The sequence below is a fragment of the Brucella sp. NBRC 12953 genome, from assembly GCF_040369775.1.
Taxonomy (GTDB): Bacteria; Pseudomonadota; Alphaproteobacteria; order Rhizobiales; family Rhizobiaceae; genus Brucella; species Brucella pseudogrignonensis.
The window spans coordinates 554,733-577,622 of sequence record NZ_BAABSV010000003.1 but is presented as its reverse complement, the minus strand read 5'-3'; the positions used below and the strand labels follow the sequence as shown (position 1 = coordinate 577,622).

The following is a 22,890-nucleotide window of genomic DNA, read 5'->3' as shown; positions in this document are numbered from 1 at the left end:
GTTCTTCATGCCTGTTTTTCCCCGCGCAGTGCCGCGGCAAGATCGTGATAAGGGTCAGCCGACAGGCCTGTCTCGGGCGACTGCTGCAGCGCATCATAAATACGCGGAACAAAATCGACGGCCTGATCCAGCAATCCGTCATTGCCCTTCTGATAGGCGCCAATCGCACGCAGATCGCGCGTCTCTTCAAAACGGGCAACCATACTGCGCAGCTGAGTGGCAAGTTTGCGCTGTTCTGGCGTCCAGTTATGTTTTGCCAGACGTGAAACCGATGCAGGAATATCGACCGCCGGAAAACGTCCCTGAGCCGCAATTGCGCGATCAAGAACAATATGCCCATCGAGCGTACCGCGAATGGTATCGGAGACCGGATCATTGTGATCGTCGCCATCAACCAGCACCGAATAAATGCCCGTGATACTGCCACCCGCCTCGGTAATGCCGGGGCCGGCGCGCTCAAGCAAACGCGGTAACTGACTGAACACGCTTGGCGGATAACCCCGCGATACCGGCGGTTCTTCCGCAGCAATAGCCACCTCGCGCGCAGCATGGGCAAAACGTGTGACGGAATCCACAATCAGCAGGACATTCTGTCCAAGATCGCGGAAATATTCGGCAATTGCTGTTGCAGTATTGGGAGCAAGGCGGCGCATCATCGGGCTTTCGTCGCCCGTCGCAACCACCGTTACCGTTTTATCGAGATGCCCCGCCATGGTTTCTTCGAGCATCTCACGCACTTCGCGACCGCGTTCACCGGTCAGCGCCAGAACGACGGTATCGAAATCGGCAGCGCGGGTCATCATGGCGAGCAAGGTGGATTTGCCAACACCTGAGCCTGCAAAAATGCCGATACGCTGCCCAAAACAGAGCGGCGTGAAAATATCGATGACATTGACGCCGGTCCGCAATCCGCGATCCACGCGTGCGCGACGCAAGGCGGCTGGCGCAAGGTTTTCCGATGCCATGGGGCGCAAACCGGGTTGCAATGCGCCTTTTCCATCCACCGCCTCGCCCAATGCATTGATGACCCTGCCACGCCATTCCGGCGCAGGTCGAATGCGAAGCGGCCCTTCTTCAAAAACAGCGGCGCCAAGTGAGGGAATTATACGATCATCGAACGGCTTCACCAGCACCTGATGATCAGCCACACGAATGATCTCGGCTAGGCTCTGACCACTGTCGGCGCGGATAGCGACCGCATCACCCAAACGCGCATTGCGCGACAGACCCCGTACCGCAATCGCCGAACGCGACACATCGCTCACCGTACCGCCAATACCTGTCAGAGACTTTGGCGCTATCGATTGTTGGCGTGCAAAGGCGGCGAGCCGCGCGAGCGGTAAATCAGGCGTCATCCGTTTTTGGAGCCCAGCGTCCTGATGGCTTCAGCCACCGTGCTTTCCTGTTGTGAAAGCAGATTATTCACCTGCTCAAAAGCCCGGCTGACGCTGATCAGACGGGTCATTTCCGTCATGCCATCAACATTGGAACCTTCGATCATCCCCTGCACAACGCCGACACTCATATCGTCAACGACAGCCTGTGCAGGCTTGCTTGGCACGACACCGGAATTGCCTGCATAGCTGAGATCGGCATCTGCTGGGATCGAGAACAGGCCAATTGCACCGATCTGTGCGCCGTTCTGGTAGACCGCACCGTCACTGGAAATCTTCGGCGCGCCACCATCCGGATTGAGAACGATAGGCGCACCGCCCACATCCAGAACCGAATTGCCTGTGACAGACACAAGTTCGCCGGTTGGCATCATCTTCATGCGGCCGTCGCGGGTATAGACAACACCCTGCGGGGTGTTGACCGACATCCAGGCATCGCCCTTAACGGCAACATCAAAAGGATTGCCGGTTTCCAGCATTGAGCCTGCTTCTGTGCGAATATAGCTCTTGCCTGCTGTCGCGAAGTTCACGTCTTCGCTGGCCTTGTTCGAGACGATTGTATTGAATTTCGTGCCTTCGCCGCGAAAGCCCGGCGTCGAAATATTTGCCACATTATGCGCAATGGCATCCATCCGCCGTTCAAGTGTGACGAGGGAAGACAGGCCTACATAGATGGAATTATTCTGCATCGATCAGCGTCCGCCCGGCTTGAAGTTCTGCAAAGTGGTCAGAATGCTCGACGATATGCCGACCGACGACGTGCCACCGAGCAACAGCGAGGCGATTGATGCCGGGCTGCTCGTGGTTGGATTGTTCATTTCGTACATGGCTGTGAAACGCGAGATCATCTTCGATACATAGTCAGGGTCTGACATTTTCGAGAAATCGACCTTGGCCTCGATCATCTTGGCCTGCTTGTCGATGTCAGCATTCGACATCACCGAGGGCCAGCCAAACGTTGTCTGCATAACGGTCAGCAAAGCCTTATCGCCAAGGATTTCGTATGCATTGGTAATGGTGGATGCCTTGCGTTCGAAATAGAGCGCCAGACGGACACCCTCGTTCTGGCTGCCAGCCTCGGTCTCCAGTGTCTGACGGATATATTTATCCATCACACCTTGCTGGGCAGCCGTGCTTTCGGTGGCTTTTTCACCCTTGCCTGCAAAATCGAATGTCGTCGCAAATTCTTTATACCGCTTGTCGGTCAGCTTGTTCGCCATCGCGTCATCATCTTTGACGCCTTCGGTCAGGATCTTGCGAACGAATGCCTTGGCATAGGCCATGTCTTCCAGGCCGAATGCTTTCATGGCGTAGTTATAAAGCCGGGTATCGGACATGAAATCATCAATGGATTTCACCTTGCCGATATTCTCTTTGTAATAGGCGGTTTCTCGCTCGACCAGCGGTTCCTTCGAAACGCGCTGCAACGACCGCGTCATATCGGACGCGATCAGCCGATAACTCATCATCGTGTTGACCATGCGAGAACCCCCTGCGATTTTTCACACCCTTTATGCGGTCTCAAGCTTGTCCGAAGCTGATGCATTTTGGAGCGCATCCGCAAAAGGGTGAAACGGTTTTCGGAACAAGACGCGTTAAAACAAATGATTTGAGCACCACCCTGATCCAATCAGACCAAACGCGCTCTAACACTTTATATTTGCAGCATAATTTTACCTTAAACTGATTTAAGCTTAAGGAATTATGCTGAAGCGTCATGTGACAAGCTTCGCGCAAGGCGCATTCCCTACAGTGTAAGAATAACTTCGAACCAACGGGAGTCTTGCGCTTTGGGTATTCTCATCGGCCTCGCCATCACACTGGGCTGTATGCTCGGCGGTTTCATCGCCATGGGCGGTCACGTCGGCGTGCTTGTTCAGCCGTGGGAATTCGTCATTATTCTGGGCGCAGCCCTTGGCACATTCTTCATCGCCAACCCGTTTTCACTTGTGAAAGATACGGGCAAAGCGTGCGTTGAGGCCTTTACCAATGCAGTGCCCAAGCAGCGTGATTATCTCGATCTTCTCGGATTGCTTTATAGCCTGATGCGTGAGCTGCGCGCCAAGTCGCGCAACGAGGTGGAAGTCCATATCGACAACCCCAAGGAATCGCCGATCTTTCAGGCCTATCCAAGCATCCTGAAGAAAGACGACCTCATCCACTTCATCTGCGATTATTGCCGCCTCATCATCGTTGGCAATGTTCGTTCGCATGAAATCGAAGCGCTTATGGATGAAGAAATCCACACGCTTTCGCGCGACAAGCTCAAGCCTTATCAGGCGATGGTCAGCATTTCCGAAGCGCTGCCTGCCCTCGGCATCGTCGCGGCTGTTCTTGGTGTTATTAAAGCGATGGGTGCGCTCAACCAGTCCCCGGAAGTGCTCGGCCATCTGATTGGTGCGGCCCTTGTTGGTACTTTCGCAGGTATCTTCTTTTCCTATGGTGTCGTTGGTCCGATTGCTACCAAGATCAAGTCGACGCGTGACAAGAACAACCGTCTTTACACCGTCGTCAAGCAGACCCTGCTTGCATATATGAACGGTTCGCTGCCGCAGATCGCCGTCGAATACGGCCGCAAGACGATCTCCGCTTATGAACGTCCAAGCATCGACGTCGTTGAGCAGGAAACCATGGCGACAACGCCGATCCAGCAGGCAGCCTGATATGACCACTCTGGGCCAGAACCGCAAAAACGACGTGCTCGCTGAAAATCTGTTGCGGGCCGCAGGATTGTCGGGCGACGATCTGAAGTCGCTTGCGCATGTGTTCAAGGATGCATCCGCCCATTTTTGCGGTCGTCTCAAACAGGGCAGTGCTGCTGCATTTGATGCGGAAGCAGGCCAGGTTGAGGCTGCGGACGATGCAGCATTCAATGCCATTATGGACAAGGCTGCGATTATCGCGCCGCTTAAAGCCGATCGCTGGGGTTGCACGCTCTATGTAACCGCCGATGCGACACTGGTATTTTCCATGATTGAAGCCATGTTTGGCGCACAGGGAAATCTCGGAAGCTTCGATCTGGAACGCCCTTTCGGCATGCTGGAGCGCAAAATATCGAGCCTGCTGACATCCCACATGGCTGCAGCGCTTGATCAGGTTTTCTCAAACAACGCCCAGGCGCTGTTTGCTGCTGGCGAATGCGCAGACGCGGCTGAGTTCAACAGCGAGGAATTCGAGCGTTCGCGCCTCTTCGTTTGCCGGATCGATGTGGTCGCGGCAGGCAAGACAGGGGCCGTGCATCTTCTTCTGCCCCGCAGCACGCACAAGCCAATGCAAGATGCCGTGGCTGCATTCCTGCGCCGTCCGATGGATCAGGCAGATCCTGCCTGGAGCAAAAGAATGCGCAGCGAAGTCAGCCGCGCACGGATTGAGCTTGAAGCCTTCATCCAGCAGGGGAGCCTGACGCTCGACGCTCTTTCAAAGCTTGAAATCGGTCAGGTTCTGAAGCTCCCGATGGACGCCATGGAACAGGTACGTCTGCGCGCTGGCGATCAGCAGCTTTTCAAATGCACGCTCGGCAAGTCCGGCATTCACTTTACAGTCAAGGTTGGCGATCCGGTCAATCAGGAAGAGGATCTCATCGATGAGCTTGTTGCTGGCTAACATACTTTCCACGCTGATGGCTCTCGGCTCGCTTGGTGCGCTCATCATCGTCGGGCGCAAGGCCAATGAGACGATCAAGCTCGGCAAGCTGCTGACGCTTCGCGTGGCTGCGGCTTCCAACGGTCTGGAGCGCGTTGCAAAATCTTTGCAGAACCAGCGCACCGATCTTGCAGATGAAACCGTCCGCCTTGAAGCCCGTCTCGCTGAAACCGCCCGCGTTCGTCGGGAAATGGACGAAGCGATTGAGGAGCTGAACCGCGTGCGCAAGGCTCTTTCCCGTGATGTGCGTCAGGCACGCAATGTTACGGCAATAGTCGCACGTATTGAGGAGCAGGCTTTCGCTCCCGTAAGCGAGCCTGCGCCAAAAGAAAAGAACGCACTACCTGTCTTCGTACGTCGCGCCGTTAAGAAGGCGACCGTTGAAATTGCGGGGCAGGCATGAGCAAGAAAAGCAAGGATGAAGACATGCAGCATGAGCTCAACGAGGCAATCGAAGAATTGCAGGAAGATAAGCCGCGCGCTGCAAAGACAGGCGCAGCGAAGCCCAATCTCGAGCTCATCATGGGCATCCCGGTCGACGTGCAGGTCGTGCTGGGCGGAACAACCATGCCTGTTGCCAATCTGATGAAGCTTGGTCGCGGTGCTGTTATCACCCTCGACAAGCAGATCGGCGATCCGGTCGATATCGTCGTCAATGGACGTGTGATTGCGCGCGGTGAAGTGATCGTTCTTGAAGACGATTCCTCCCGCTTCGGCGTCAGCCTCACCGAAATCATCGGTAAGTAACGGATCGACCATGGCCGATAATGAATCGCAGAAGCCTCTCGATGATAGCGTAAGCGGAGTGATTGACACTCTTTCCGGTCCGCAGAAAGCGGCTGCGATCCTCGTCGCAATCGGCCGCCCTTCCGCCTCACGGCTGCTCAAACACTTCAACGCCGAAGATTTGCGGAAGCTTGCAGGCCATGCCCGCACGCTTGAACCCATTTCTCCGCTCGACTTTGAACATCTGGTGAAGCAGTTCGAAGATTCATTCGCCGAAGGCGCGCCCGTTTCAGAAGCGGCACAGCGCTTTGAAGGCCTGCTGCGCGAAGCCTTGCCACAAGACGAAGCCGATGCCGTGTTTGAAGAGCGCGTTCAGCCACAGCTCGTTCAGGAATCCGTCTGGGTACAGCTTGCGAGACTGCCGGTCGAGAGCCTGCAGGCCTATCTCGCCGATCAGCATCCACAGATCATCGCCTATATCGTTTCCAAGTTGCCGTCGGACCTCGCCGCCCGCATGTTTGTAGGTCTGCCGCCACAGCTGCGCAGTGCCGTCGTGCAGCGCTCGCTGCATATTGGCAATGTTGCGCCAGCTGCAGCCGATCTTCTGGAAGATGTATTGCGTCGCGACCTGCTTGGCCGCAGCGATGCAGGCCCAGTCAAAGCCCATCACGGACAGATCGCCAACATCTTCAACCAGCTCGACCGGCAGGAGATGGAAGAGCTCATGTCGAGCCTCAAAGATCTCAGCCAGGACGACATCGCGCGCATCAAGGCGAAGCTCTTCAACTTTGAAGATGTTGAACGCCTCTCGCAGCGTGCCCGTCTTCTGCTGTTTGATGAAGTCCAGACCGAACAGATCGCAACCGCTTTGCGGGGTGCCGATGCGTCGCTTCAGGAAATGGTGCTGTCCTCGCTTTCCACGCGCGGTCGCCGCATGGTCGAAAGCGAACTGGCAGCCGAACAAGGCAACATCACCAGCCAGAACATCGCAGACGCACGGCGCGCAATTGCACGCATCGCCATCGATCTTTCAGAGCGCGGTATCATCACCCTCGATTCAGGCGAAGACCCGAATTAGAGCGCCAATCTGATTGGATCAAATCGGCGCTCTGATCATCTGTTTTAACGCGCATCCTTGTCCGAAAACCGTTGCACACTTTTCGGGATGCGCTCTAATCTTGCGTGTGACATATGTCCGACGATACCGATAAAGAGAGCAAAACCGAGGACGCGACCGAGAAGAAGATCCGCGACGCATTGGACAAGGGCAACATGCCCTTCTCTCGCGAAACGCCGATCCTCGCTGGTATCGCGTCCTTTCTGGTGATTGCAGTCTTCGTCGCGGCACCCGCAACAACCAAACTGGCTGTCTTCTTGCGCGAACTGATGGACCGCCCGGAAGATTGGACCCTTAACAACGCAGAAGATGCAAGCCATCTGTTTGGCATTCTGGCGCTGTCTGTCGGTGCAGCTCTCATTCCGGTCTTCATCATCATTCCACTTGCGGGCATTGCTGCATCCGCCTTCCAGAATGCACCGCGATTTATCGGTGAGCGTATTCGCCCACAAGCATCGCGCATTTCCCTGCTCAAAGGCTGGTCGCGCATTTTCGGTCGCGCCGGTCAGGTCGAGTTTCTCAAATCATTGGCGAAATTCATTGCCGCAAGTGTGATCGTGTTCTTTGTCTTCTTCAAAGGCAACAATCTCTTCACCGAAGCGGTAGCGACCGACCCAAGCGCATTACCCGAGTTTCTGCGTGAAAATCTGGTGCGGCTTCTGGTGGCCAATGTTCTCGCGATCACCGCGATTGCCGGCTTCGACCTTGCATGGTCGCGCATTCACTGGAAGCAGGAACTGCGCATGACCAAGCAGGAAGTGAAGGACGAGCTCAAGCAGTCGGAAGGCGATCCACTGGTTAAAGCACGCCTGCGCTCGCTGGGGCGAGACCGCGCCCGGCGCCGCATGATCAACGCAGTTCCAACTGCCACGTTGATTGTCGCAAATCCGACCCATTTTTCTGTAGCACTACGCTATCGACCCAATGAAGATGCAGCGCCAATCGTTGTTGCAAAAGGACAAGATCTCATCGCGCTCAAGATAAGAGAAATAGCGACCGCAAATTCCATTCCAGTATTTGAGGATGTACAATTGGCACGCGCCCTCTATAAGCAGGTGAATGTCGACCAGATGATCGCACCTGAATTCTATAAAGCGGTCGCCGAACTGATCCGCGTCATCAATGCCCGGCATGCTATACGATGATAGGTTTTCAGATGACTTTAGAATATTCTAATATATTATCAGTCTGTTCTTACCGATCGGCGGTGACACGATGAAGAGCCTTCAATTCTCAAACGAACGCGAGGCAATCATTGCCGAAAACATCCGCGAAGTCGTTGCTGAACTTCGGCTGGTTGATCCTGCCGATTATATCGCTTTCATCCGCTGCGAGTTGTTTGCAAACATTGCCGACATTGTTGCCTCGGCGACCGAACTATATTTCTTCCCTGGTACGCTTGAACTGGGCCATGGTGGCGAATTTCACTGCGACTGGTTCAGCGCCCCCTCCATCGTTCTCGACATGGAGTTCCGTAACAAGGGTGTTTATGCCTATTTCCGGCTGACGCTTTCAGGCAAGACGGCGAGCGTTGAGCTCAGCCATATTGTATTTGAAAACCCGGATGATGACCCTGCGCAGAATACGACCCGACTGATCGACGCGATCGACAGTGCCCGACTTCCATTGCGGAAAACTGCTTAGAGCGCCGCGCGCCCTTCCGGGCGCACAAAGGTTGATCTAACACTTTATATTTAAAACATAATTTTATATTGCAGCGGTTCCAGTTAAGACTGAAACGTTGGAACCGCTGTAACTGTTTGTTTTTACGCATTGTCCAACGCAAAACCGCTTCGCACTTTTGCTGGCAATGATCCAGCCAGCACAAAAACACCGGACGCTTGTGGCATCCGGTGTTAAAAATTCGTCATCAATTGCAGCATTACATCAAATGAGCGACTTCAGGCATTTCGATAATGCCGAGTGAAAGCGCCGTCGCTACCGCGGACGTCCGGTTCGAACAATTGAGTTTGATCTTCGCATTCTGAAGATAGGTCACGACTGTCCAGCGGGCGATACTGAGAATTTCAGCAATTTCACCATCTGTCTTGCCGTTTGCGGCCCAACGTAAGCAGTCGATTTCGCGCGGCGTCAGAAGCGATGCTACAGGCTTTGTCTGCTCACAACCGCACAACGTGTTGTGAATGATGCCGGAAACACTTAGCAGGCGCGGGCGCATCTTGGAAATAAACTGGTCACGCGCTTCGTCTTCACCCCGTTCAAAACAAAACAACGTACAGCCGGCCGCGCCGTTTGTATTGCGTGCGGAAACAGCGATAAACACATTACCAAGGCCGTGCTTTTCGGCATCCTGCATCATTTCTGCAATATCAGGGCAAGCATTCGCATCTTCCTTGAGATCACGGACGATGCCACTTGTATCATTCCGGAAATACGGGGCGTCCTCCTGAAAAATAGGATCAATGACAAAATAGTTCTTTGTCGAGTATCGCGTCGCCCAGCTGGAAGGAAACGTCATCACAACTGTCAGATCCGATGAGTTTATCTTCGTGCAATCACCCATACGCCCGCGATAGGTATGCATAATATAACGGCATCCGATTTCATCCCGGATACGCGTTAAAAGCGCCAATGTGTCGCCCTGAAAAGATGTGCCAAAAAAGGTCTTTTTAAAATTCGGAAAATGAATCAAGTCGAGAGTCATTGTATAATATCCTTGGTAATAAAGCACGAAACGAGCTTCATCTGGCGCCACAAAATATCGGTGGCGAATCGGCTTCGTCGGGCCTTCAATCACTTATCAGTCACATAAAAAATGGGCCGCTATGCAACCCGCAATAAATTGATTGCTATGTATTACACACAAGAACCGTGTCGAAAAAAGGCTCTTGCAAGTGAAAATTACGTTACCAATGAAATTTCCGCAAAACTATTTCTTAGCTTTCAGGGGGAATGTTCTGTTTTGAAACATTCCGACATTTACTTCCGTAAGCCCTAAAGAAGAAGTCGAGCGCGTTTTCGACATTCTTGATAATAGTTTCTTCTGATGGCGGTTCACTCAAGACGCCAAAAAGGCGTGGTCGATAGAGACCAGACAGAAACAGGTCCGTCAGCTGATAGGCCTTTTCCAGCGGGTCAAACGGTTCAAGCTCGCCTGCCTCAATCATTCGGGACAGGAAGTCCGCCATGATCAGATGGCTGCGCTTCGGACCACGTTCATAAAAGCGGGCCGACAATTCCGGCTTGCGTTCACTGACCCCAAGAATGATGCGCTGCGCACGGATCGCCGTTGTCGATGTAATAAGTGTAACCAGGGTTACCCCGAAGTCAGCCAGTTCTTCTCGCGTGGAGAAACCTTTGTCGATCTTGGCGACCATCTTGCTGAAAGTCGTCATGCGGTAATGCTCGCACAGAGCGACGAACAGATCTTCCTTGCTGTTGAAGTAAACGTAAATCGTACCCTTGGACACGCCAGCTTCACGCGTGATATCGTTCATGCTGGCAGCGTCAAATCCCATACGCAGAAAGACGTTCTGCGCGCCTTCAAGAATTTGCTGACGCTTGATTGGATCTTGTCCGGCGGCAAGGCGTGTACGCCCACTTTCCGCATCAGGTTCGCACACGAACGCGTCAGTGTCGCTGCCTTCTGCAGCAACATCAGCACCTTCACATATGCGGTATTCACGATTCATTGTACAAAACTCGCATTTTTTTCGAACCAAGCGGTTCGATGTCACTTGATATGGGCAACTTATTGCTCTAAGTCAACATCGAACCAAGCGGTTCGTTGAAGCGGTTATACAGAAAGTTTGCCTTATGTCCGCCCCCAAGTCTGTTGATACGGCTGATATCCGTCCATTCCCTACCCCTGCTGGCCCTACACCTGCTGGTCAGGGAGAACAGTCCAGAGTGAACGCCGAACCCTTGGGTGAACGGCCCGCTCCGCAGACTGCTCCGGATACGGCAGCACCCAGCGCCCCACCTGCTGACGCAAAGGGCGGCAAGAAAAAAGGCTTCGGAAAGCGCGTTCTGCTTCCGGGCATTCTTATTGCCGCTGTTGCTGGCGGCCTTTGGTATGGTTATGACTGGTGGACCGTTGGCCGCTTCATGGTTTCAACGGACGACGCTTATGTGCAGGGCGACATTGCTTCGATTGCACCGAAAGTCACCGGCTATATCGAAAACATTCCAGTTGTCGCCAACCAGCACGTTAAAGCTGGCGATGTGATCTTCCAGCTCGATGCTGGCGATTATCAGATCGCGCTTGACGATGCGGAAGCCAAGCTCAACACGCAGAAGCAGACACTTGCACGCATTAATGCGCAGGTTGACGCTTCAAAGGCGAGTTTGCAGCAGGCGCAGGCCGACGAACAGGCTTCGCAGGCCGTTCTGAAGAATGCCGAAAGCACCATGGTCCGAATTCAGAAGCTGCATGATACGCGCTTCTCTGCACAGTCCGAACTCGACAACGCACAGTCAGCGCTCGATCAGGCCAAGGCAAAGCTTGCCGGTTCGAATGCGCAGATCGCTTCGGCAAATGCGAATATCGAAGTGCTGAATGCGCAGTATAAGGAAGCGGAAAGCACCATGCGTTCGCTGGAGCTCGCCCGCGACAAGGCTGCACGCGACCTCAACTTCACCACCCTGCGCGCACCTTTTGACGGTGTTGTCGGCAATCTTTCCGGCAAGAAGGGCGATCTCGTTTCGGCTGGCCAGAAGATTGCAGCGCTCGTTCCTGTGAACGCGCTCTATATCGATGCCAACTTCAAGGAAACGCAGCTCGGCCACATCAAAACCGGCGAAACCGCGCGTATCTATGTTGATGCTATCGACGGCCCTTACTTTGAAGGCAAGGTGGCATCGGTTGCTCCGGCATCGGGCGCTGTGTTCTCGCTGCTGCCACCTGAAAATGCGACGGGTAACTTCACCAAGATCGTTCAGCGTGTTCCGGTTCGTATCATGATCCCACAGGACGCGCTCGATTCCGGCAAAATCCGTGCAGGTCTCAGCGTGACGGTCGATGTGGACACCCGCACCGCACCGGAAGACAAGGCCAATTAAGGGCTAACTAAAGAAGCGATTGCGTTTGAGGGCGCATACCGAAAATTGTGAAACAGCTTTCGGTATGCGCGTGAAAACGGCTCATTAGAATATGTGGTGGCGCGGCGAACAGCTTTCGCGCCCCTTTCCTCTTCCTATTCGGAGTGCGCCTTCATGGCTGCAAACACCACGATGGGGCCGATGGCTCCCGCAGAAGATCGCATCGATCCCAAGAAGGCGATTGCCTTTCTTGCGATGGTGTTCGGCATGTTCATGGCCATTCTGGACATCCAGATTGTGTCTGCATCGCTGTCTGAAATTCAGGCAGGCCTCAGCGCCAGCTCCGACGAAATCTCCTGGGTGCAGACATCCTATCTGATTGCGGAAGTCATCATGATTCCGCTTTCAGGCTTCCTCGGACGTCTTGTCTCCACCCGCGTGCTGTTTACCGTTTCCGCCGCTGGCTTCACGCTTGCCTCCATGCTCTGCGCGACTGCCACCAATATCGATCAGATGATCGTCTATCGCGCCATTCAGGGCTTCATCGGCGGTGGCATGATCCCGAGCGTGTTTGCGGCCGCATTCACGATCTTCCCGCCATCCAAGCGCTCCATCGTTTCACCGATGATCGGTCTTGTCGCGACGCTTGCACCAACCATCGGCCCGACCGTCGGCGGCTATCTCAGCCACGCGTTTTCCTGGCACTGGCTGTTCCTGGTCAATGTCGGCCCCGGCATCCTCGTCACAATCGCTGCATGGAACCTCATCGACTTCGACGAAGGCGACAGCTCGCTTCTGAGCAAATTCGACTGGTGGGGCCTCGCTGGTATGGCAGCCTTCTTAGGCTCGATGGAATATGTGCTCGAAGAAGGCCCGCGCAACGACTGGCTGCAGGATGAAGCAATCTTCATTCTGAGCGGCGTAATGGTTATAGGCGGCATTCTCTTCTTCTTCAGAGCGTTCACAGCCGAAGAACCCATTGTGGACTTACGTGCCTTCAAGAATGTCAACTTCGCCTTTGGCTCACTGTTCTCGTTCGTGATGGGTGTCGGCCTTTACGGCCTCACTTATCTTTATCCGCTGTTTCTCAGTAGCATACGCGGCTACGACGCCCTGATGATCGGCGAAGCGCTGTTTGTCAGCGGCCTTGCCATGTTCTTCACTGCACCGCTCGCAGGCTTCCTGTCCACGCGCATGGACCCGCGCCTGATGATGATGATCGGCTTCCTTGGCTTTGCTGCCGGTACATGGATGGTCACAGGTCTGACTGCGGACTGGGATTTCTATGAACTTCTGCTGCCGCAGATCCTGCGCGGCTGTTCGCTGATGCTTTGCATGGTGCCGATCAACAATCTGGCGCTTGGAACCTTGCCACCTGCGCTGCTGAAAAACGCTTCCGGTCTCTTCAACCTGACCCGAAATCTCGGTGGTGCTGTCGGTCTGGCTGTGATCAACACCATTCTCACGCGTCGCAGCGATATGCATTATGAGCGTCTGGCCGAGCATGTGCGCTGGGGCAATTCGGAAGCCGAACAGATGCTGGCGAACCTGACTGCGAAGTATAATGCGGCCGGTCTGGATGGTGCGACCATCGCCATCTCCAAAATGTCGGGCATGGTGCGCCAGCAGGCAACACTCATGTCCTTCATCGACGTATTCTTCATTCTCACGATGATGTTCTGCACGCTCGCAGCTTGTGCCGTGATGTTACGCAAGCCAAAGCAAGCCGCCGGAGGCGGTGGCGGCGGTCACTAATACCAAGGCGCGAAGATGCTGACGCTATCCACGCCTTGAAAAGTTCAATCGCCACTCGGGCTTAACCAAAGCTCCGTGAGTCATACTCATGGAGCTTTGGTATAAAGCACCCAGATTCGATTTCATACGAAACCGAATCTGCTTCGCCAGTATTTCATAAATTTTCGTTTGAATTAGCTCTCCGCGCCATTTGCCGCGCGCAGGCAAACTCCTGTCGTTTTGGGAAAAGCGTCTTTTTAAATTGTGACAGTGACGAAACCTTTGTCATATTTATTGTCATAAAAATGCAGTTCAACCTTATGGATCAATTGCTAAGTCCCTGAAAACGTGTTTCACTTTCTGTCGTTGACATTTTGTGACATTAAGCAAACTGTCATCCAACCGTCATCTAGGACGGCTATCGGGAGTGCGCGAACACTGGAATCGACCGGGAGCGTTCGCCCGACTTTAACAGGGGAGTCAAACAATGCTTGCATTTACTGCGCGTCTGCTGTCGCTTTCGACTGCAATCGCTGTTGGCGGGGTTTCTATTGCTGCTGCTGAACCATCAGCTGAACTCATCGCTGCAGCCAAGGCTGAAGGCCAGCTGACCACCATCGCGCTGCCACACGACTGGTGCGGCTACGGCGAAATCATCCAGAGCTTCAAAGACAAGTACGGCCTTAAGGTCAACGAACTGAACCCTGATGCTGGTTCGGGCGACGAAATTGAAGCCATCAAGGCAAACAAGGACAACAAGGGCCCACAGGCTCCTGACGTTATCGACGTTGGCTTTGCTTTCGGCACCACCGCCAAGAAAGACGGCCTGATCCAGCCTTACAAGGTTGCAACCTGGGACGAAATTCCAGACAGCGCCAAGGACCCTGAAGGTTACTGGTACGGCGATTATTACGGCGTTCTTGGTTTCGAAGTGAACAAGGACATCGTTAAGGACGTCCCACAGGATTGGGAAGACCTGCTCAAGAGCGATTACGCAAATTCGGTTGCTCTGGCTGGTGATCCACGCGTTTCCGCACAGGCAATCCTCGGCGTTCACGCTGCAGGCATCGCACGCGGTGCAGAACCAGGTGCCGAAGCTGGCAAGAAGGGCCTTGAATTCTACAAGGAACTCAACGCCAACGGTAACTTCGTTCCAGTCATCGGCAAGGCCGCTTCGCTGGCACAGGGTTCGACCCCAATCGTCATCCGTTGGGATTACAACGCTCTCGCAGACCGTGACACCCTGAAGGGCAACCCGGAAATCGAAACCGTAATTCCAAAGTCGGGTGTTGTTGCTGGCGTTTACGTTCAGGCGATCAGCGCTTACGCACCGCATCCAAACGCTGCAAAGCTGTGGATGGAACACCTGTATTCTGACGAAGGCCAGCTTGGCTATCTGAAGGGCTACTGCCACCCGATCCGCTTCAATGCGATGGCGAAGGCTGGCAAGATCCCACAGGAACTGCTCGACAAGCTGCCACCAGCAGAAGCCTATGAAAAGGCTATCTTCCCAACTCTTGAACAGATTGAAGCCGCTCAGGCAGAAATCACCAAGAACTGGGACAGCGTTGTTGGCGCAAACGTTCAGTAAGCGGATTTAGAGCGCTGTACGCCCTCTTGGACGCACAAAAGTCGCTTTAACTCACCCTGTTATGGCATGCGACGACCAGAAATGGTCGTCGCATTGCTTCCTGAACTTTTAGACCCGGCAAACACTGTATTGAATCTGGACCGAAAGAGATCATTGTCTCTTTACTTCACGCATAATCAAATCCGAAAAAGCGAACCGCTCTTCGGGATTATGCCTTAAAGAAAGAACGCATGAGTTCATCAGCCGAAACAACCGCACCGGTCAGCGGGGTGCGAAAGCGTCAGTTGCCGCTATCGTGGATTGGCGTCGCGCCTTTCTTCTTGTTTGCCATTCTGTTCCTGCTTTGGCCGACAATGTATCTCATCATCGGTGCGTTTCAGGACCCCGATGGCAATTTCACGCTTCAGAATGTTCAGGATCTCTTCCAGCCTCAGATTATGAGTGCCTACTGGATTTCGATTAAAGTAAGCCTCGCATCGGCGCTCGGTGGCGCATTGATCGGCTTCTTTCTGGCCTGGGCTGTGGTGCTTGGCAATCTGCCACGCTGGCTGCGCCCAACAGTTCTGACCTTCTCGGGCGTTGCATCGAATTTCGCTGGCGTTCCGCTGGCCTTCGCGTTTCTCGCGACTCTTGGCCGTACCGGCTTCGTAACAATCCTGTTGCGTGAGTGGTTCGGTTTCAATCTGTACTCGACCGGCTTCAACCTTCTGAGCTTTTTCGGTCTGACCATCACCTATCTGTTCTTCCAGATTCCGCTGATGGTGCTCATTCTGACGCCTGCTCTGGACGGCCTGAAGAAAGAATGGCGTGAAGCCTCTTCGATCCTGGGCGCGACCAATCTTCAATATTGGCGCATGGTTGCGTTTCCGATTCTCTGGCCAAGCCTGCTCGGCACAACGCTGCTTCTGTTCGCAAACGCCTTTGGCGCCATTGCAACCGCCTATGCGCTGACCGGCTCGTCGCTCAACATCGTTCCGATCCTGCTCTATGCGCAGATCAGAGGCGACGTTCTGCATAACCAGAATCTGGGCTACGCGCTGGCACTCGGCATGATCGTCATCACTGGCCTTTCCAACCTCCTTTACATCTGGCTGCGTATGCGTGCCGAAAGGTGGCAGCGATGAAAAAGGGCTTCAACTTCCAGAAGATTGGTGCATGGATCGCCTTTTTCATCGGCGCAATCTACTTCCTCGTTCCGCTGATCGGCACCTTTGAATTTTCGCTGCGTATGCGTCGTGGCGAATATTCCTTCGACGCCTATCGCGTGGTTTTCAGCGATCCGAATTTCCAGGCAACGTTCGGCTATTCGATCTTGCTTGGCATCCTGACGATCATCTTCGGTGTGCTGCTTGTTGTGCCGACCGCCTATTGGGTTCGCCTTCGTCTGCCGCATCTGCGTCCGCTAATCGAGTTCATCACGCTGATGCCGCTAGTCATTCCGGCAATCGTCATCGTGTTCGGTTATCTGCGCATTTATAACTCGTCGTCGTGGCTGCCATTCACCTCGTCCACGCGTGCAACCGATCTGTTGTTGATGTTCGGCTATATGACTTTATCGCTGCCATACATGTATCGCGCAGTCGATACGGCTATGCGCACGATTGATGTTCGCACGCTGACCGAAGCCGCCCAGAGCCTTGGCGCTGGCTGGGGCCGGATCATGTTCAAAGTGATTTTCCCCAATGTGATGTCAGGCGTCATGAGTGGTGCTTTCATCACCTTTGCTATCGTCATTGGTGAATTCACGCTGGCATCCTTGCTCAACCGTCCTGCCTTTGGTCCTTATCTCCAGCTCGTCGGCGCAAACCGCGCTTATGAACCTTCCGCGCTGGCGATTATTTCCTTCGGTATTACGTGGCTCAGCATCATCATGTTGCAGCTCGTTTCGCGCCTCAACAAATTCAAGACAACCGCCGGGTAACATTCATGGCTTTTCTTAATCTCAAGCACCTGAAAAAGAGCTTCGGCGCCACTACCGTCGTCCACGATTTCAACCTCGCTGTCGAAAAGGGCGAATTCGTTTCCTTCCTCGGCCCATCGGGCTGCGGCAAGACCACGGTTCTGCGCATGATCGCGGGCTTTGAAAGTGCCGATCAGGGCGCAATTGAAATTGATGGCAAAGATGTTGTCGATCTCAAGCCAAACCAGCGCAATATCGGCATGGTCTTTCAGGCCTATGCGCTGTTTCCAAACATGACCGTCGCCCAGAACGTGGCATTCGGTCTGCGGGTTTCGGGCAAGTCGAAGGCCGAAATCGACGCGACGGTCAAGGAAATGCTCAGTCTCATCAAGCTTGAGCATCTTGCGGATCGCTATCCTTATCAGATGTCCGGTGGCCAGCAGCAGCGTGTGGCCTTGGCCCGTGCGCTTGCAACCAAGCCGCAGGTGCTTCTGCTTGATGAACCGCTTTCAGCACTTGATGCGAAGATCCGTATCTCGCTGCGTCAGGAAATTCGTGCGATCCAGCAGAAGCTCGGCATCACCACGGTTTTCGTAACGCACGATCAGGAAGAAGCATTGTCGATCTCTGATCGTATCGTCGTCATGCATGAAGGCCGGGCTGATCAGATCGGAACACCGTTCGACATCTATAACCGTCCTGCATCGCGCTTCGTTGCTTCCTTCGTTGGCACGCTCAACATGCTGGAAGCATCGGTTGCCGAGCCGGGCCAGAACAGCATCGACCTCGACGGGCGCATGATCAAGGTGAATGAAGAGCTCAGCCATCACCAGAAGGGCAAGGCGATCACACTCGCACTGCGTCCGGAAGCGGTCAGCATGGAAGCGCGCAAGAGCCACGACACTTCGCTCGATGCGACCATCGAAGATGTGCACTTCCTCGGTTCGGTTATTCGTACGCGTGTGGCACTTGGCAAGAACCAGTTGTCATTCGACACATTCAATGACCCCACCCAGCCACCACCACAGCGTGGCGACAAAGTGACGGTGCATTTTGCATCGCATGATCTGCTCGTCTTAGCCGATTAAGCTACATGACATGACAAAAAAGCCGCCCAAACGGGCGGCTTTTTTGTGAAACTTGTGTTCCGGCGCTGTCAAGATTATGGCCCTTTTGTGATTATCCTCACTCAGGGCCATAAGTTTAAGCTCTTAGTTGCCCCATGGACCGTGGAAGTCACCATCCTTGTCAATGCGCTTGAAGCCGTGCGAGCCAAAGAAGTCGCGCTGACCCTGAATGACATTGGCCGTACCCTGCGACTGCGTAAAGCTGTCGAAGTAGCTCAATGCCGAACCAAGTGCGGGAAGCGGCAGACCTGCAAGTGCTGCCTGTGCAACGATCTTGCGAAGCCCCTTCGATGCCTTGCCCATGCGTTCAACAAAGGCAGGAACCAGCAGAAGGTTCTCGATTTCCTGGCCTTCAAAAGCCTGCGCAATATCGTCGAGGAACAGCGAACGGATGATGCAGCCTTCGCGCCAGATGCGGGCGGTGGTTGCAAGCGGGATGTTCCAGCCGTGCTCCTTGGATGCGGCCGCCAGAACTGCAAAGCCCTGTGCATAGGCAACGATCTTGCCAGCCAGCAGACCCTGCTCAAGGTCAGCAAGGAACTGCGCCTGATCAGCAATATCAAGCGTGCGTGGTGCAGGCTTATAAGCCTTTTCAGCGGCCTCACGTTCAGCTTTCAGCGACGAAATCGAGCGTGCGTCAACGGCTGCTTCAATGCCGGTTGCAGGAACGCCGAGCATCTGTGCTTCAATCGCCGACCAACGGCCGGTCCCCTTCTGTCCAGCTTGATCGAGGATCATATCGACCATCGCCTTGCCGGTTTCAGGATCAGTTGCCTTCAGAACTTTTGCTGTGATTTCAATGAGGTAGGAATTGAGCGGACCCGCATTCCACTTCTCGAACACATCACCGATTGCAGGCGCCGAAAGGCCGAGACCATCGCGCAGAATGCCGTAGATTTCGGCAATCATCTGCATGTCGGCATATTCGATACCGTTGTGAACGGTCTTCACGAAATGGCCTGCGCCATCCGGGCCAACCAGCGCACAGCAAGGCTCGCCTTTATATTTTGCAGCCGCAGCCAAAAGGATTGGCGCGATGCGATCATAGGCTTCCTGCGTGCCGCCAACCATCATCGATGGTCCGTTGCGGGCGCCTTCTGCGCCACCCGATACACCCATGCCGACAAAGGTTGGATCGTTCGGGCCAAGTGCCTTCAAACGACGCATCGTGTCGCGATAGTCGGAGTTGCCGGCATCGATCATGATGTCGCCCTGCTCAAGATAAGCCTTGAGGCGGGTGGTTTCAGCATCAACTGGTGCGCCAGCCTTGATCAGGAAGATGATTGGACGTGGCTTGCGGATATTGTCAGCCAGTTCTTCAAAAGTGGCGCAAGGGATGATCTTGTCACGCAGCGCGCCAGCTTTTTCGATGAATGCTTGCAGGACGGGCTCGTCGCGGTCATAGACGGCTACCGTGTAGCCCTTCTCGGCGATGTTCAGCGCAAGGTTCGAACCCATCACGCCGAGGCCGACCATTCCGATATCTGCTTTTTCCATTTTTTGCCCTTTTGAAACACAGCCAACTGGCTTGTCATACAGAAATAGAGAGCCGACAGACTGGACTGTCTTAGCTGCTGCTGTCGCAGTATTTAGCGCCAGCGCGTACAGTCTGTATCCTATTGTTGGATGATCTAGGGCATATGACGCAAATTTGATAGGCCTTTTTCTAAAATACTAACCGATTTAAATGCTCAAACACGCTCCAGTTTCACATGTGGCAGCGGTGGCAGTTCAATCTCGATATTATCACCAGCCTGCACATTTCCGCCCGCAATAACGATCGACATGACGCCTGCTTTGCGCACCAATTCGCCGTCTTCCGTTTTATCGAGGACAGCACCAAGAAGCCCCTTTTCAAAGCTTTCAATCTGCGAACATGGATTGCGCAGTCCGGTGAGTTCGAGAACAACATCGGACCCAATTTTGAGGATGGCCGACTTGGGCAGTGCGAGCAGGTCGATCCCGCGCGTGGTAATGTTTTCACCCAGCTGCGCGGGCGTAATGTCAAAGCCCTTCTCGGTGAGCTCATCGAAAAGCTCCGCCTGAATAAGATGGACCTGACGCAAATTCGGCTGAGTCGGATCGGCCTTTACGCGCGAACGATGTTTGACGGTAACACCCTTATGCGCGTCACCTTCAACGCCCTGACCTGCAACAATGCTTATCTCTGAAACCAGCTGTTTCGAGAAACGATGCTCGGCGTCGCGCGCAACGGCTAAAACAATTCCACCCATATTTTTACCTTGATCGCATGAAGAAGGACGCGGCAGGCAAAGCCGGTCGTAATCCCGCATATCATGCGATATACAACAGATGGATGACAAGGGTATCGCGAAGGGGTTGGCGGTAAAACCATGACGAGTAAGCAGCGCGACGGCAAGGATTTTCGCTGGGGTATCTGGGGTACAGGCACGATTGCCAGCGCCTTTGCAGCCGATATTCAGGCAAGCGGCGACATGCGCGTGACGGCGGTTTGTTCGCGCTCGATGGAGAGTGCGACAAGCTTCAAAACCCGCATCGGCGCGGACAATGCCTTTGATGATGCCGCAGCATTCCTCAACAGCGCTGATATCGATGCCGTTTATATTGCCACACCCAATGCCATGCATGTGCCGCAGACATTGCAGGCAATCGCCGCAGGCAAAGCGTGTCTCACGGAAAAGCCGCTTACGCTCGACGCAGATGGAGCCAACCAGATTGCATCCGCAAGCAGGGCGCATAATGTCTTTGCCATGGAAGCGATGTGGAGCCGGTTCCTTCCGGCGATTCATGCCACCCGTGAGCATATCAAAAGCGGTCGCATCGGGACGGTAAAGCGTATCGAAGCGGACCTCTCCTATTTCCGTGCGGAAGATCCGCAAAGCCGGTTTTTCAATCCGGCACTTGGCGGCGGTGCTGCCTTCGATCTCGGCGTCTATCCGGTTTCGATTGCGCTGAGTTTTCTCGGCCTGCCAGACGCTGTCAGCGGACGTTGGACCAAGGCCAAAAGCGGCGTCGATATGCGAACGGAAATCACGCTGACATATGCAAATGCCACAGCTGAGCTCTCATGCGGCTTTGATCGGGATGGTCAAAACCAGATGCTGATTGAAGGCACAAACGGCGCGATCCTCATTCACGCACCGTTTCTGAAAGCACAGCGTCTGACGATTTTTTCCGCTAATGTGCTGAATTCAGCCCTTGGTCCGAAAGGACCGGGTGGGTTGATTGGCAAGGTTCTGAACCGCCTGCCTTTGCCGGGTAGAACGGTTGAACACCATGCTTTTGCTGGAAACGGATTGCAGTTTCAGGCGCAAGCCGTGCGCGATGCCGTGACACGCGGCGAGATTTCAAGCCCGATCATGCCGCTTGAACACAGTGCTGCGGTGGCAAACATCGTCAGCACTGTGCTTAGTAAGCAACCTGATTAGAAGCTGCTCTGAACCTTATAGGGTGCAGCGTTTTCGCCAGCATTATTGAGCGCGAGGGCTACTTCGGTGATGTGCAGGGCCACCGCACCGGAGAAAAAGGCCGTCTTACCGGTTTCAATGGCGCGCGCCTGATCAACCACGCCACGCATGAAATCGATCTGCGATGGGAATGACGGCAGGCTTAGCGCATCGCCTTTTGGATAGGCGAGCTTGCTGCCAACAGCCGGTTTCCATGGCAGAGTCTTGCCAAGCTTTGCTTCCACGCGACCAAAGACGCGTGACAGGATAGAACGCTTTCTGGTGGTCGATTCAAGCCGCACAGCAGAACGATTATCCCAAAGATCATCGACGGTGATGGAACCCTTGTCGGCCACGATTGTCAGGCTGCGATCCTTCGGCATTGCAAGGCCGGACGTCAAACGCGCAACAAGACCGGATTTGAAACGCAGGCAGCCGACGGAGAAATCCGGTGCCATGTGCAGATGCTCCGTTCCCGGCCCCTTGTTCTGGAAGGTGATCGAGGAGAAAGCGGTCACACTTTCAACGGGGCCAAAAAGCGACACGAGCCATGACAGTGCATAACCTGCATGTTCCAGCGTGCAACCAATCTCAAACTCATGCAGACCCGGCCAAGGCGCGCCCGATTGCGAGCGCCATGTCGCCCATTTATCGCGAAAAACCGGGCCGTCCTCCATTTCTGCATAGACCAGACGCGGCGTGCCGATCTCGCTTATGGATTGTGATACCAGTTTCTGCGCGTCACTCAGACCATTAGCCGGTGCGGCTGCCAGTGTCAGTCTGTTTGCCGCTGCAAACTCAACCAGCGCTTTGGCATCATTGAAATCCATCGCCAGCGGCTTTTCGGAATAGACATGCTTGCCCGCCTCAAGAGCCGCGCGTGAAACGGCATAATGGCTTTCCGGCGTCGTCAGGTTGAGAACGATCTGCACGTCTTTATCGGCAAGAATTGCCTCAAAGTTTTCATAGGCGCGCACCTTATAATGTGCTGCAAATACCTTGAGCCGTTCAGCCGAGCGATCAAAGGCACCGAGCAGCTTCAATTGCGGATAATTGCGCAGCGTGGTCATGTAGTAATCGGCGACGAAGCCCGTGCCAATGATCGCAATATTCATGGATAACTCCGATTAGAGCATTTCCAGCAAAAGTGCGAAGCGGTTTTGCTTAGGATAATGCGTAAAAACAAAAAGATAGAGCGGTTCCTACGATTCTCTTTCAACAGGAACAACT

At 54.2% G+C, this 22,890-nt stretch carries 22 protein-coding genes; 14 read left to right on the top strand and 8 right to left on the bottom strand.

The genetic code is table 11. The annotated features are described in order from the left end of the window. Nucleotides 1–5: 5 nt before the first annotated feature. From fliI to ABWV94_RS10070, 3 genes are read right to left on the bottom strand one after another with little or no spacing between them, the layout of a single operon-like run. On the bottom strand, nucleotides 6–1,355 hold the full coding sequence (gene fliI / locus ABWV94_RS10080; protein WP_007877065.1) for a flagellar protein export ATPase FliI: 1,350 nt from the start codon (nucleotides 1,353–1,355) through the stop codon (nucleotides 6–8). After that, on the bottom strand, nucleotides 1,352–2,083 hold the full coding sequence (gene flgF, locus ABWV94_RS10075) for a flagellar basal-body rod protein FlgF (protein WP_064321431.1): 732 nt from the start codon (nucleotides 2,081–2,083) through the stop codon (nucleotides 1,352–1,354). The genes fliI and flgF overlap by 4 nt, the downstream gene beginning before the upstream one ends. A gap of 3 nt (nucleotides 2,084–2,086) precedes the next feature. Continuing rightward, nucleotides 2,087–2,875, bottom strand: coding sequence for a DUF1217 domain-containing protein (locus ABWV94_RS10070; RefSeq protein WP_064321430.1), 789 nt, complete (start codon nucleotides 2,873–2,875; stop codon nucleotides 2,087–2,089). A 309-nt stretch (nucleotides 2,876–3,184) separates the two neighbouring features. On the opposite strand from ABWV94_RS10070, the gene motA reads away from it, so the two are divergent. The 7 genes from motA to ABWV94_RS10035 all read left to right on the top strand — a co-directional run bounded on the left by motA (nucleotide 3,185) and on the right by ABWV94_RS10035 (nucleotide 8,523). Then, nucleotides 3,185–4,057: a flagellar motor stator protein MotA gene (motA, locus tag ABWV94_RS10065; protein ID WP_064321429.1), complete on the top strand. Its 873-nt coding sequence runs from the start codon at nucleotides 3,185–3,187 to the stop codon at nucleotides 4,055–4,057. Nucleotide 4,058: 1 nt separating this feature from the next. After that, nucleotides 4,059–4,997, top strand: a complete 939-nt coding sequence (locus tag ABWV94_RS10060) for a FliM/FliN family flagellar motor switch protein (protein ID WP_113159596.1) — start codon at nucleotides 4,059–4,061, stop codon at nucleotides 4,995–4,997. Further along, on the top strand, nucleotides 4,978–5,439 hold the full coding sequence (locus ABWV94_RS10055) for a BAB2_0123 family type IV secretion system effector (RefSeq protein WP_353413490.1): 462 nt from the start codon (nucleotides 4,978–4,980) through the stop codon (nucleotides 5,437–5,439). The genes ABWV94_RS10060 and ABWV94_RS10055 overlap by 20 nt, the downstream gene beginning before the upstream one ends. Beyond that, the gene (fliN, locus tag ABWV94_RS10050) at nucleotides 5,436–5,783 is read left to right on the top strand and encodes a flagellar motor switch protein FliN (protein WP_039860233.1); all 348 of its coding nucleotides are present in this window, start codon (nucleotides 5,436–5,438) and stop codon (nucleotides 5,781–5,783) included. The genes ABWV94_RS10055 and fliN overlap by 4 nt, the downstream gene beginning before the upstream one ends. Nucleotides 5,784–5,793: 10 nt before the next feature. Continuing rightward, entirely contained in the window at nucleotides 5,794–6,840 is a 1,047-nt protein-coding gene (locus ABWV94_RS10045) for a flagellar motor switch protein FliG (RefSeq protein ID WP_112814607.1), read from the top strand. A gap of 113 nt (nucleotides 6,841–6,953) precedes the next feature. Continuing rightward, nucleotides 6,954–8,024 carry a flagellar type III secretion system protein FlhB gene (gene flhB / locus ABWV94_RS10040; RefSeq protein ID WP_353413487.1) on the top strand — a complete coding sequence of 357 codons (1,071 nt, stop codon included), beginning with the start codon at nucleotides 6,954–6,956 and terminating at the stop codon, nucleotides 8,022–8,024. Between the two features lie 70 nt (nucleotides 8,025–8,094). Continuing rightward, nucleotides 8,095–8,523, top strand: coding sequence for a BspJ family T4SS effector nucleomodulin (locus tag ABWV94_RS10035; protein WP_007877078.1), 429 nt, complete (start codon nucleotides 8,095–8,097; stop codon nucleotides 8,521–8,523). Nucleotides 8,524–8,761: 238 nt separating this feature from the next. Here the strand turns inward: ABWV94_RS10035 and ABWV94_RS10030 are convergent, their stop codons facing one another. Together ABWV94_RS10030 and ABWV94_RS10025 are read right to left on the bottom strand one after the other, a co-directional pair. Next, nucleotides 8,762–9,544 (bottom strand): helix-turn-helix transcriptional regulator, encoded by a 783-nt coding sequence (locus ABWV94_RS10030; protein ID WP_007877079.1) that lies wholly within the window; start codon nucleotides 9,542–9,544, stop codon nucleotides 8,762–8,764. A 232-nt stretch (nucleotides 9,545–9,776) separates the two neighbouring features. Continuing rightward, a complete protein-coding gene (locus tag ABWV94_RS10025) occupies nucleotides 9,777–10,532 on the bottom strand; it encodes a TetR/AcrR family transcriptional regulator (protein ID WP_200638422.1) in 756 nt (251 codons plus the stop codon). 124 nt (nucleotides 10,533–10,656) lie between these two features. On the opposite strand from ABWV94_RS10025, the gene ABWV94_RS10020 reads away from it, so the two are divergent. The 6 genes from ABWV94_RS10020 to ABWV94_RS09995 all read left to right on the top strand — a co-directional run bounded on the left by ABWV94_RS10020 (nucleotide 10,657) and on the right by ABWV94_RS09995 (nucleotide 18,193). Beyond that, complete coding sequence (locus ABWV94_RS10020) at nucleotides 10,657–11,901, top strand: HlyD family secretion protein (RefSeq protein WP_039860235.1); 1,245 nt, start codon at nucleotides 10,657–10,659, stop codon at nucleotides 11,899–11,901. Between the two features lie 153 nt (nucleotides 11,902–12,054). Further along, the gene (locus tag ABWV94_RS10015) at nucleotides 12,055–13,635 is read left to right on the top strand and encodes a DHA2 family efflux MFS transporter permease subunit (RefSeq protein ID WP_064321424.1); all 1,581 of its coding nucleotides are present in this window, start codon (nucleotides 12,055–12,057) and stop codon (nucleotides 13,633–13,635) included. A 466-nt stretch (nucleotides 13,636–14,101) separates the two neighbouring features. Further along, a complete protein-coding gene (locus ABWV94_RS10010) occupies nucleotides 14,102–15,205 on the top strand; it encodes an ABC transporter substrate-binding protein (RefSeq protein ID WP_007877085.1) in 1,104 nt (367 codons plus the stop codon). A gap of 230 nt (nucleotides 15,206–15,435) precedes the next feature. Continuing rightward, the gene (locus ABWV94_RS10005; protein ID WP_064321423.1) at nucleotides 15,436–16,329 is read left to right on the top strand and encodes an ABC transporter permease; all 894 of its coding nucleotides are present in this window, start codon (nucleotides 15,436–15,438) and stop codon (nucleotides 16,327–16,329) included. Continuing rightward, nucleotides 16,326–17,126 (top strand): ABC transporter permease, encoded by an 801-nt coding sequence (locus ABWV94_RS10000; RefSeq protein ID WP_353413484.1) that lies wholly within the window; start codon nucleotides 16,326–16,328, stop codon nucleotides 17,124–17,126. The genes ABWV94_RS10005 and ABWV94_RS10000 overlap by 4 nt, the downstream gene beginning before the upstream one ends. A gap of 5 nt (nucleotides 17,127–17,131) precedes the next feature. Then, on the top strand, nucleotides 17,132–18,193 hold the full coding sequence (locus ABWV94_RS09995) for an ABC transporter ATP-binding protein (RefSeq protein ID WP_064321421.1): 1,062 nt from the start codon (nucleotides 17,132–17,134) through the stop codon (nucleotides 18,191–18,193). Nucleotides 18,194–18,316: 123 nt separating this feature from the next. Here the strand turns inward: ABWV94_RS09995 and gnd are convergent, their stop codons facing one another. Together gnd and ABWV94_RS09985 are read right to left on the bottom strand one after the other, a co-directional pair. After that, the gene (gene gnd, locus ABWV94_RS09990; RefSeq protein ID WP_007877092.1) at nucleotides 18,317–19,729 is read right to left on the bottom strand and encodes an NADP-dependent phosphogluconate dehydrogenase; all 1,413 of its coding nucleotides are present in this window, start codon (nucleotides 19,727–19,729) and stop codon (nucleotides 18,317–18,319) included. A gap of 194 nt (nucleotides 19,730–19,923) precedes the next feature. After that, the gene (locus ABWV94_RS09985; RefSeq protein WP_064321419.1) at nucleotides 19,924–20,466 is read right to left on the bottom strand and encodes an MOSC domain-containing protein; all 543 of its coding nucleotides are present in this window, start codon (nucleotides 20,464–20,466) and stop codon (nucleotides 19,924–19,926) included. Nucleotides 20,467–20,586: 120 nt separating this feature from the next. On the opposite strand from ABWV94_RS09985, the gene ABWV94_RS09980 reads away from it, so the two are divergent. Beyond that, on the top strand, nucleotides 20,587–21,642 hold the full coding sequence (locus ABWV94_RS09980) for a Gfo/Idh/MocA family protein (protein WP_353413481.1): 1,056 nt from the start codon (nucleotides 20,587–20,589) through the stop codon (nucleotides 21,640–21,642). Here the strand turns inward: ABWV94_RS09980 and ABWV94_RS09975 are convergent. Next, a complete protein-coding gene (locus tag ABWV94_RS09975) occupies nucleotides 21,639–22,775 on the bottom strand; it encodes a Gfo/Idh/MocA family protein (protein WP_353413479.1) in 1,137 nt (378 codons plus the stop codon). The two genes, ABWV94_RS09980 and ABWV94_RS09975, sit on opposite strands and share 4 nt — an antisense overlap. Between the last annotated feature and the right edge of the window lie 115 nt (nucleotides 22,776–22,890).

Bases quoted from the DNA above. Each gene is read 5' to 3' on its own strand.
- ABWV94_RS10010 (WP_007877085.1), top strand. From the start codon at position 14,102: ATGCTTGCATTTACTGCGCGTCTGCTGTCGCTTTCGACTGCAATCGCT.
- ABWV94_RS10030 (WP_007877079.1), bottom strand. From the start codon at position 9,544: ATGACTCTCGACTTGATTCATTTTCCGAATTTTAAAAAGACCTTTTTT.
- ABWV94_RS09975 (WP_353413479.1), bottom strand. From the start codon at position 22,775: ATGAATATTGCGATCATTGGCACGGGCTTCGTCGCCGATTACTACATG.
- ABWV94_RS10055 (WP_353413490.1), top strand. From the start codon at position 4,978: ATGAGCTTGTTGCTGGCTAACATACTTTCCACGCTGATGGCTCTCGGC.
- ABWV94_RS10070 (WP_064321430.1), bottom strand. From the start codon at position 2,875: ATGGTCAACACGATGATGAGTTATCGGCTGATCGCGTCCGATATGACG.
- fliN (WP_039860233.1), top strand. From the start codon at position 5,436: ATGAGCAAGAAAAGCAAGGATGAAGACATGCAGCATGAGCTCAACGAG.
- ABWV94_RS10000 (WP_353413484.1), top strand. From the start codon at position 16,326: ATGAAAAAGGGCTTCAACTTCCAGAAGATTGGTGCATGGATCGCCTTT.
- ABWV94_RS09985 (WP_064321419.1), bottom strand. From the start codon at position 20,466: ATGGGTGGAATTGTTTTAGCCGTTGCGCGCGACGCCGAGCATCGTTTC.
- ABWV94_RS09995 (WP_064321421.1), top strand. From the start codon at position 17,132: ATGGCTTTTCTTAATCTCAAGCACCTGAAAAAGAGCTTCGGCGCCACT.
- flgF (WP_064321431.1), bottom strand. From the start codon at position 2,083: ATGCAGAATAATTCCATCTATGTAGGCCTGTCTTCCCTCGTCACACTT.
- gnd (WP_007877092.1), bottom strand. From the start codon at position 19,729: ATGGAAAAAGCAGATATCGGAATGGTCGGCCTCGGCGTGATGGGTTCG.
- ABWV94_RS10035 (WP_007877078.1), top strand. From the start codon at position 8,095: ATGAAGAGCCTTCAATTCTCAAACGAACGCGAGGCAATCATTGCCGAA.
- fliI (WP_007877065.1), bottom strand. From the start codon at position 1,355: ATGACGCCTGATTTACCGCTCGCGCGGCTCGCCGCCTTTGCACGCCAA.
- ABWV94_RS10005 (WP_064321423.1), top strand. From the start codon at position 15,436: ATGAGTTCATCAGCCGAAACAACCGCACCGGTCAGCGGGGTGCGAAAG.
- ABWV94_RS10015 (WP_064321424.1), top strand. From the start codon at position 12,055: ATGGCTGCAAACACCACGATGGGGCCGATGGCTCCCGCAGAAGATCGC.
- ABWV94_RS10020 (WP_039860235.1), top strand. From the start codon at position 10,657: ATGTCCGCCCCCAAGTCTGTTGATACGGCTGATATCCGTCCATTCCCT.
- ABWV94_RS10025 (WP_200638422.1), bottom strand. From the start codon at position 10,532: ATGAATCGTGAATACCGCATATGTGAAGGTGCTGATGTTGCTGCAGAA.
- flhB (WP_353413487.1), top strand. From the start codon at position 6,954: ATGTCCGACGATACCGATAAAGAGAGCAAAACCGAGGACGCGACCGAG.
- ABWV94_RS10045 (WP_112814607.1), top strand. From the start codon at position 5,794: ATGGCCGATAATGAATCGCAGAAGCCTCTCGATGATAGCGTAAGCGGA.
- ABWV94_RS09980 (WP_353413481.1), top strand. From the start codon at position 20,587: ATGACGAGTAAGCAGCGCGACGGCAAGGATTTTCGCTGGGGTATCTGG.
- ABWV94_RS10060 (WP_113159596.1), top strand. From the start codon at position 4,059: ATGACCACTCTGGGCCAGAACCGCAAAAACGACGTGCTCGCTGAAAAT.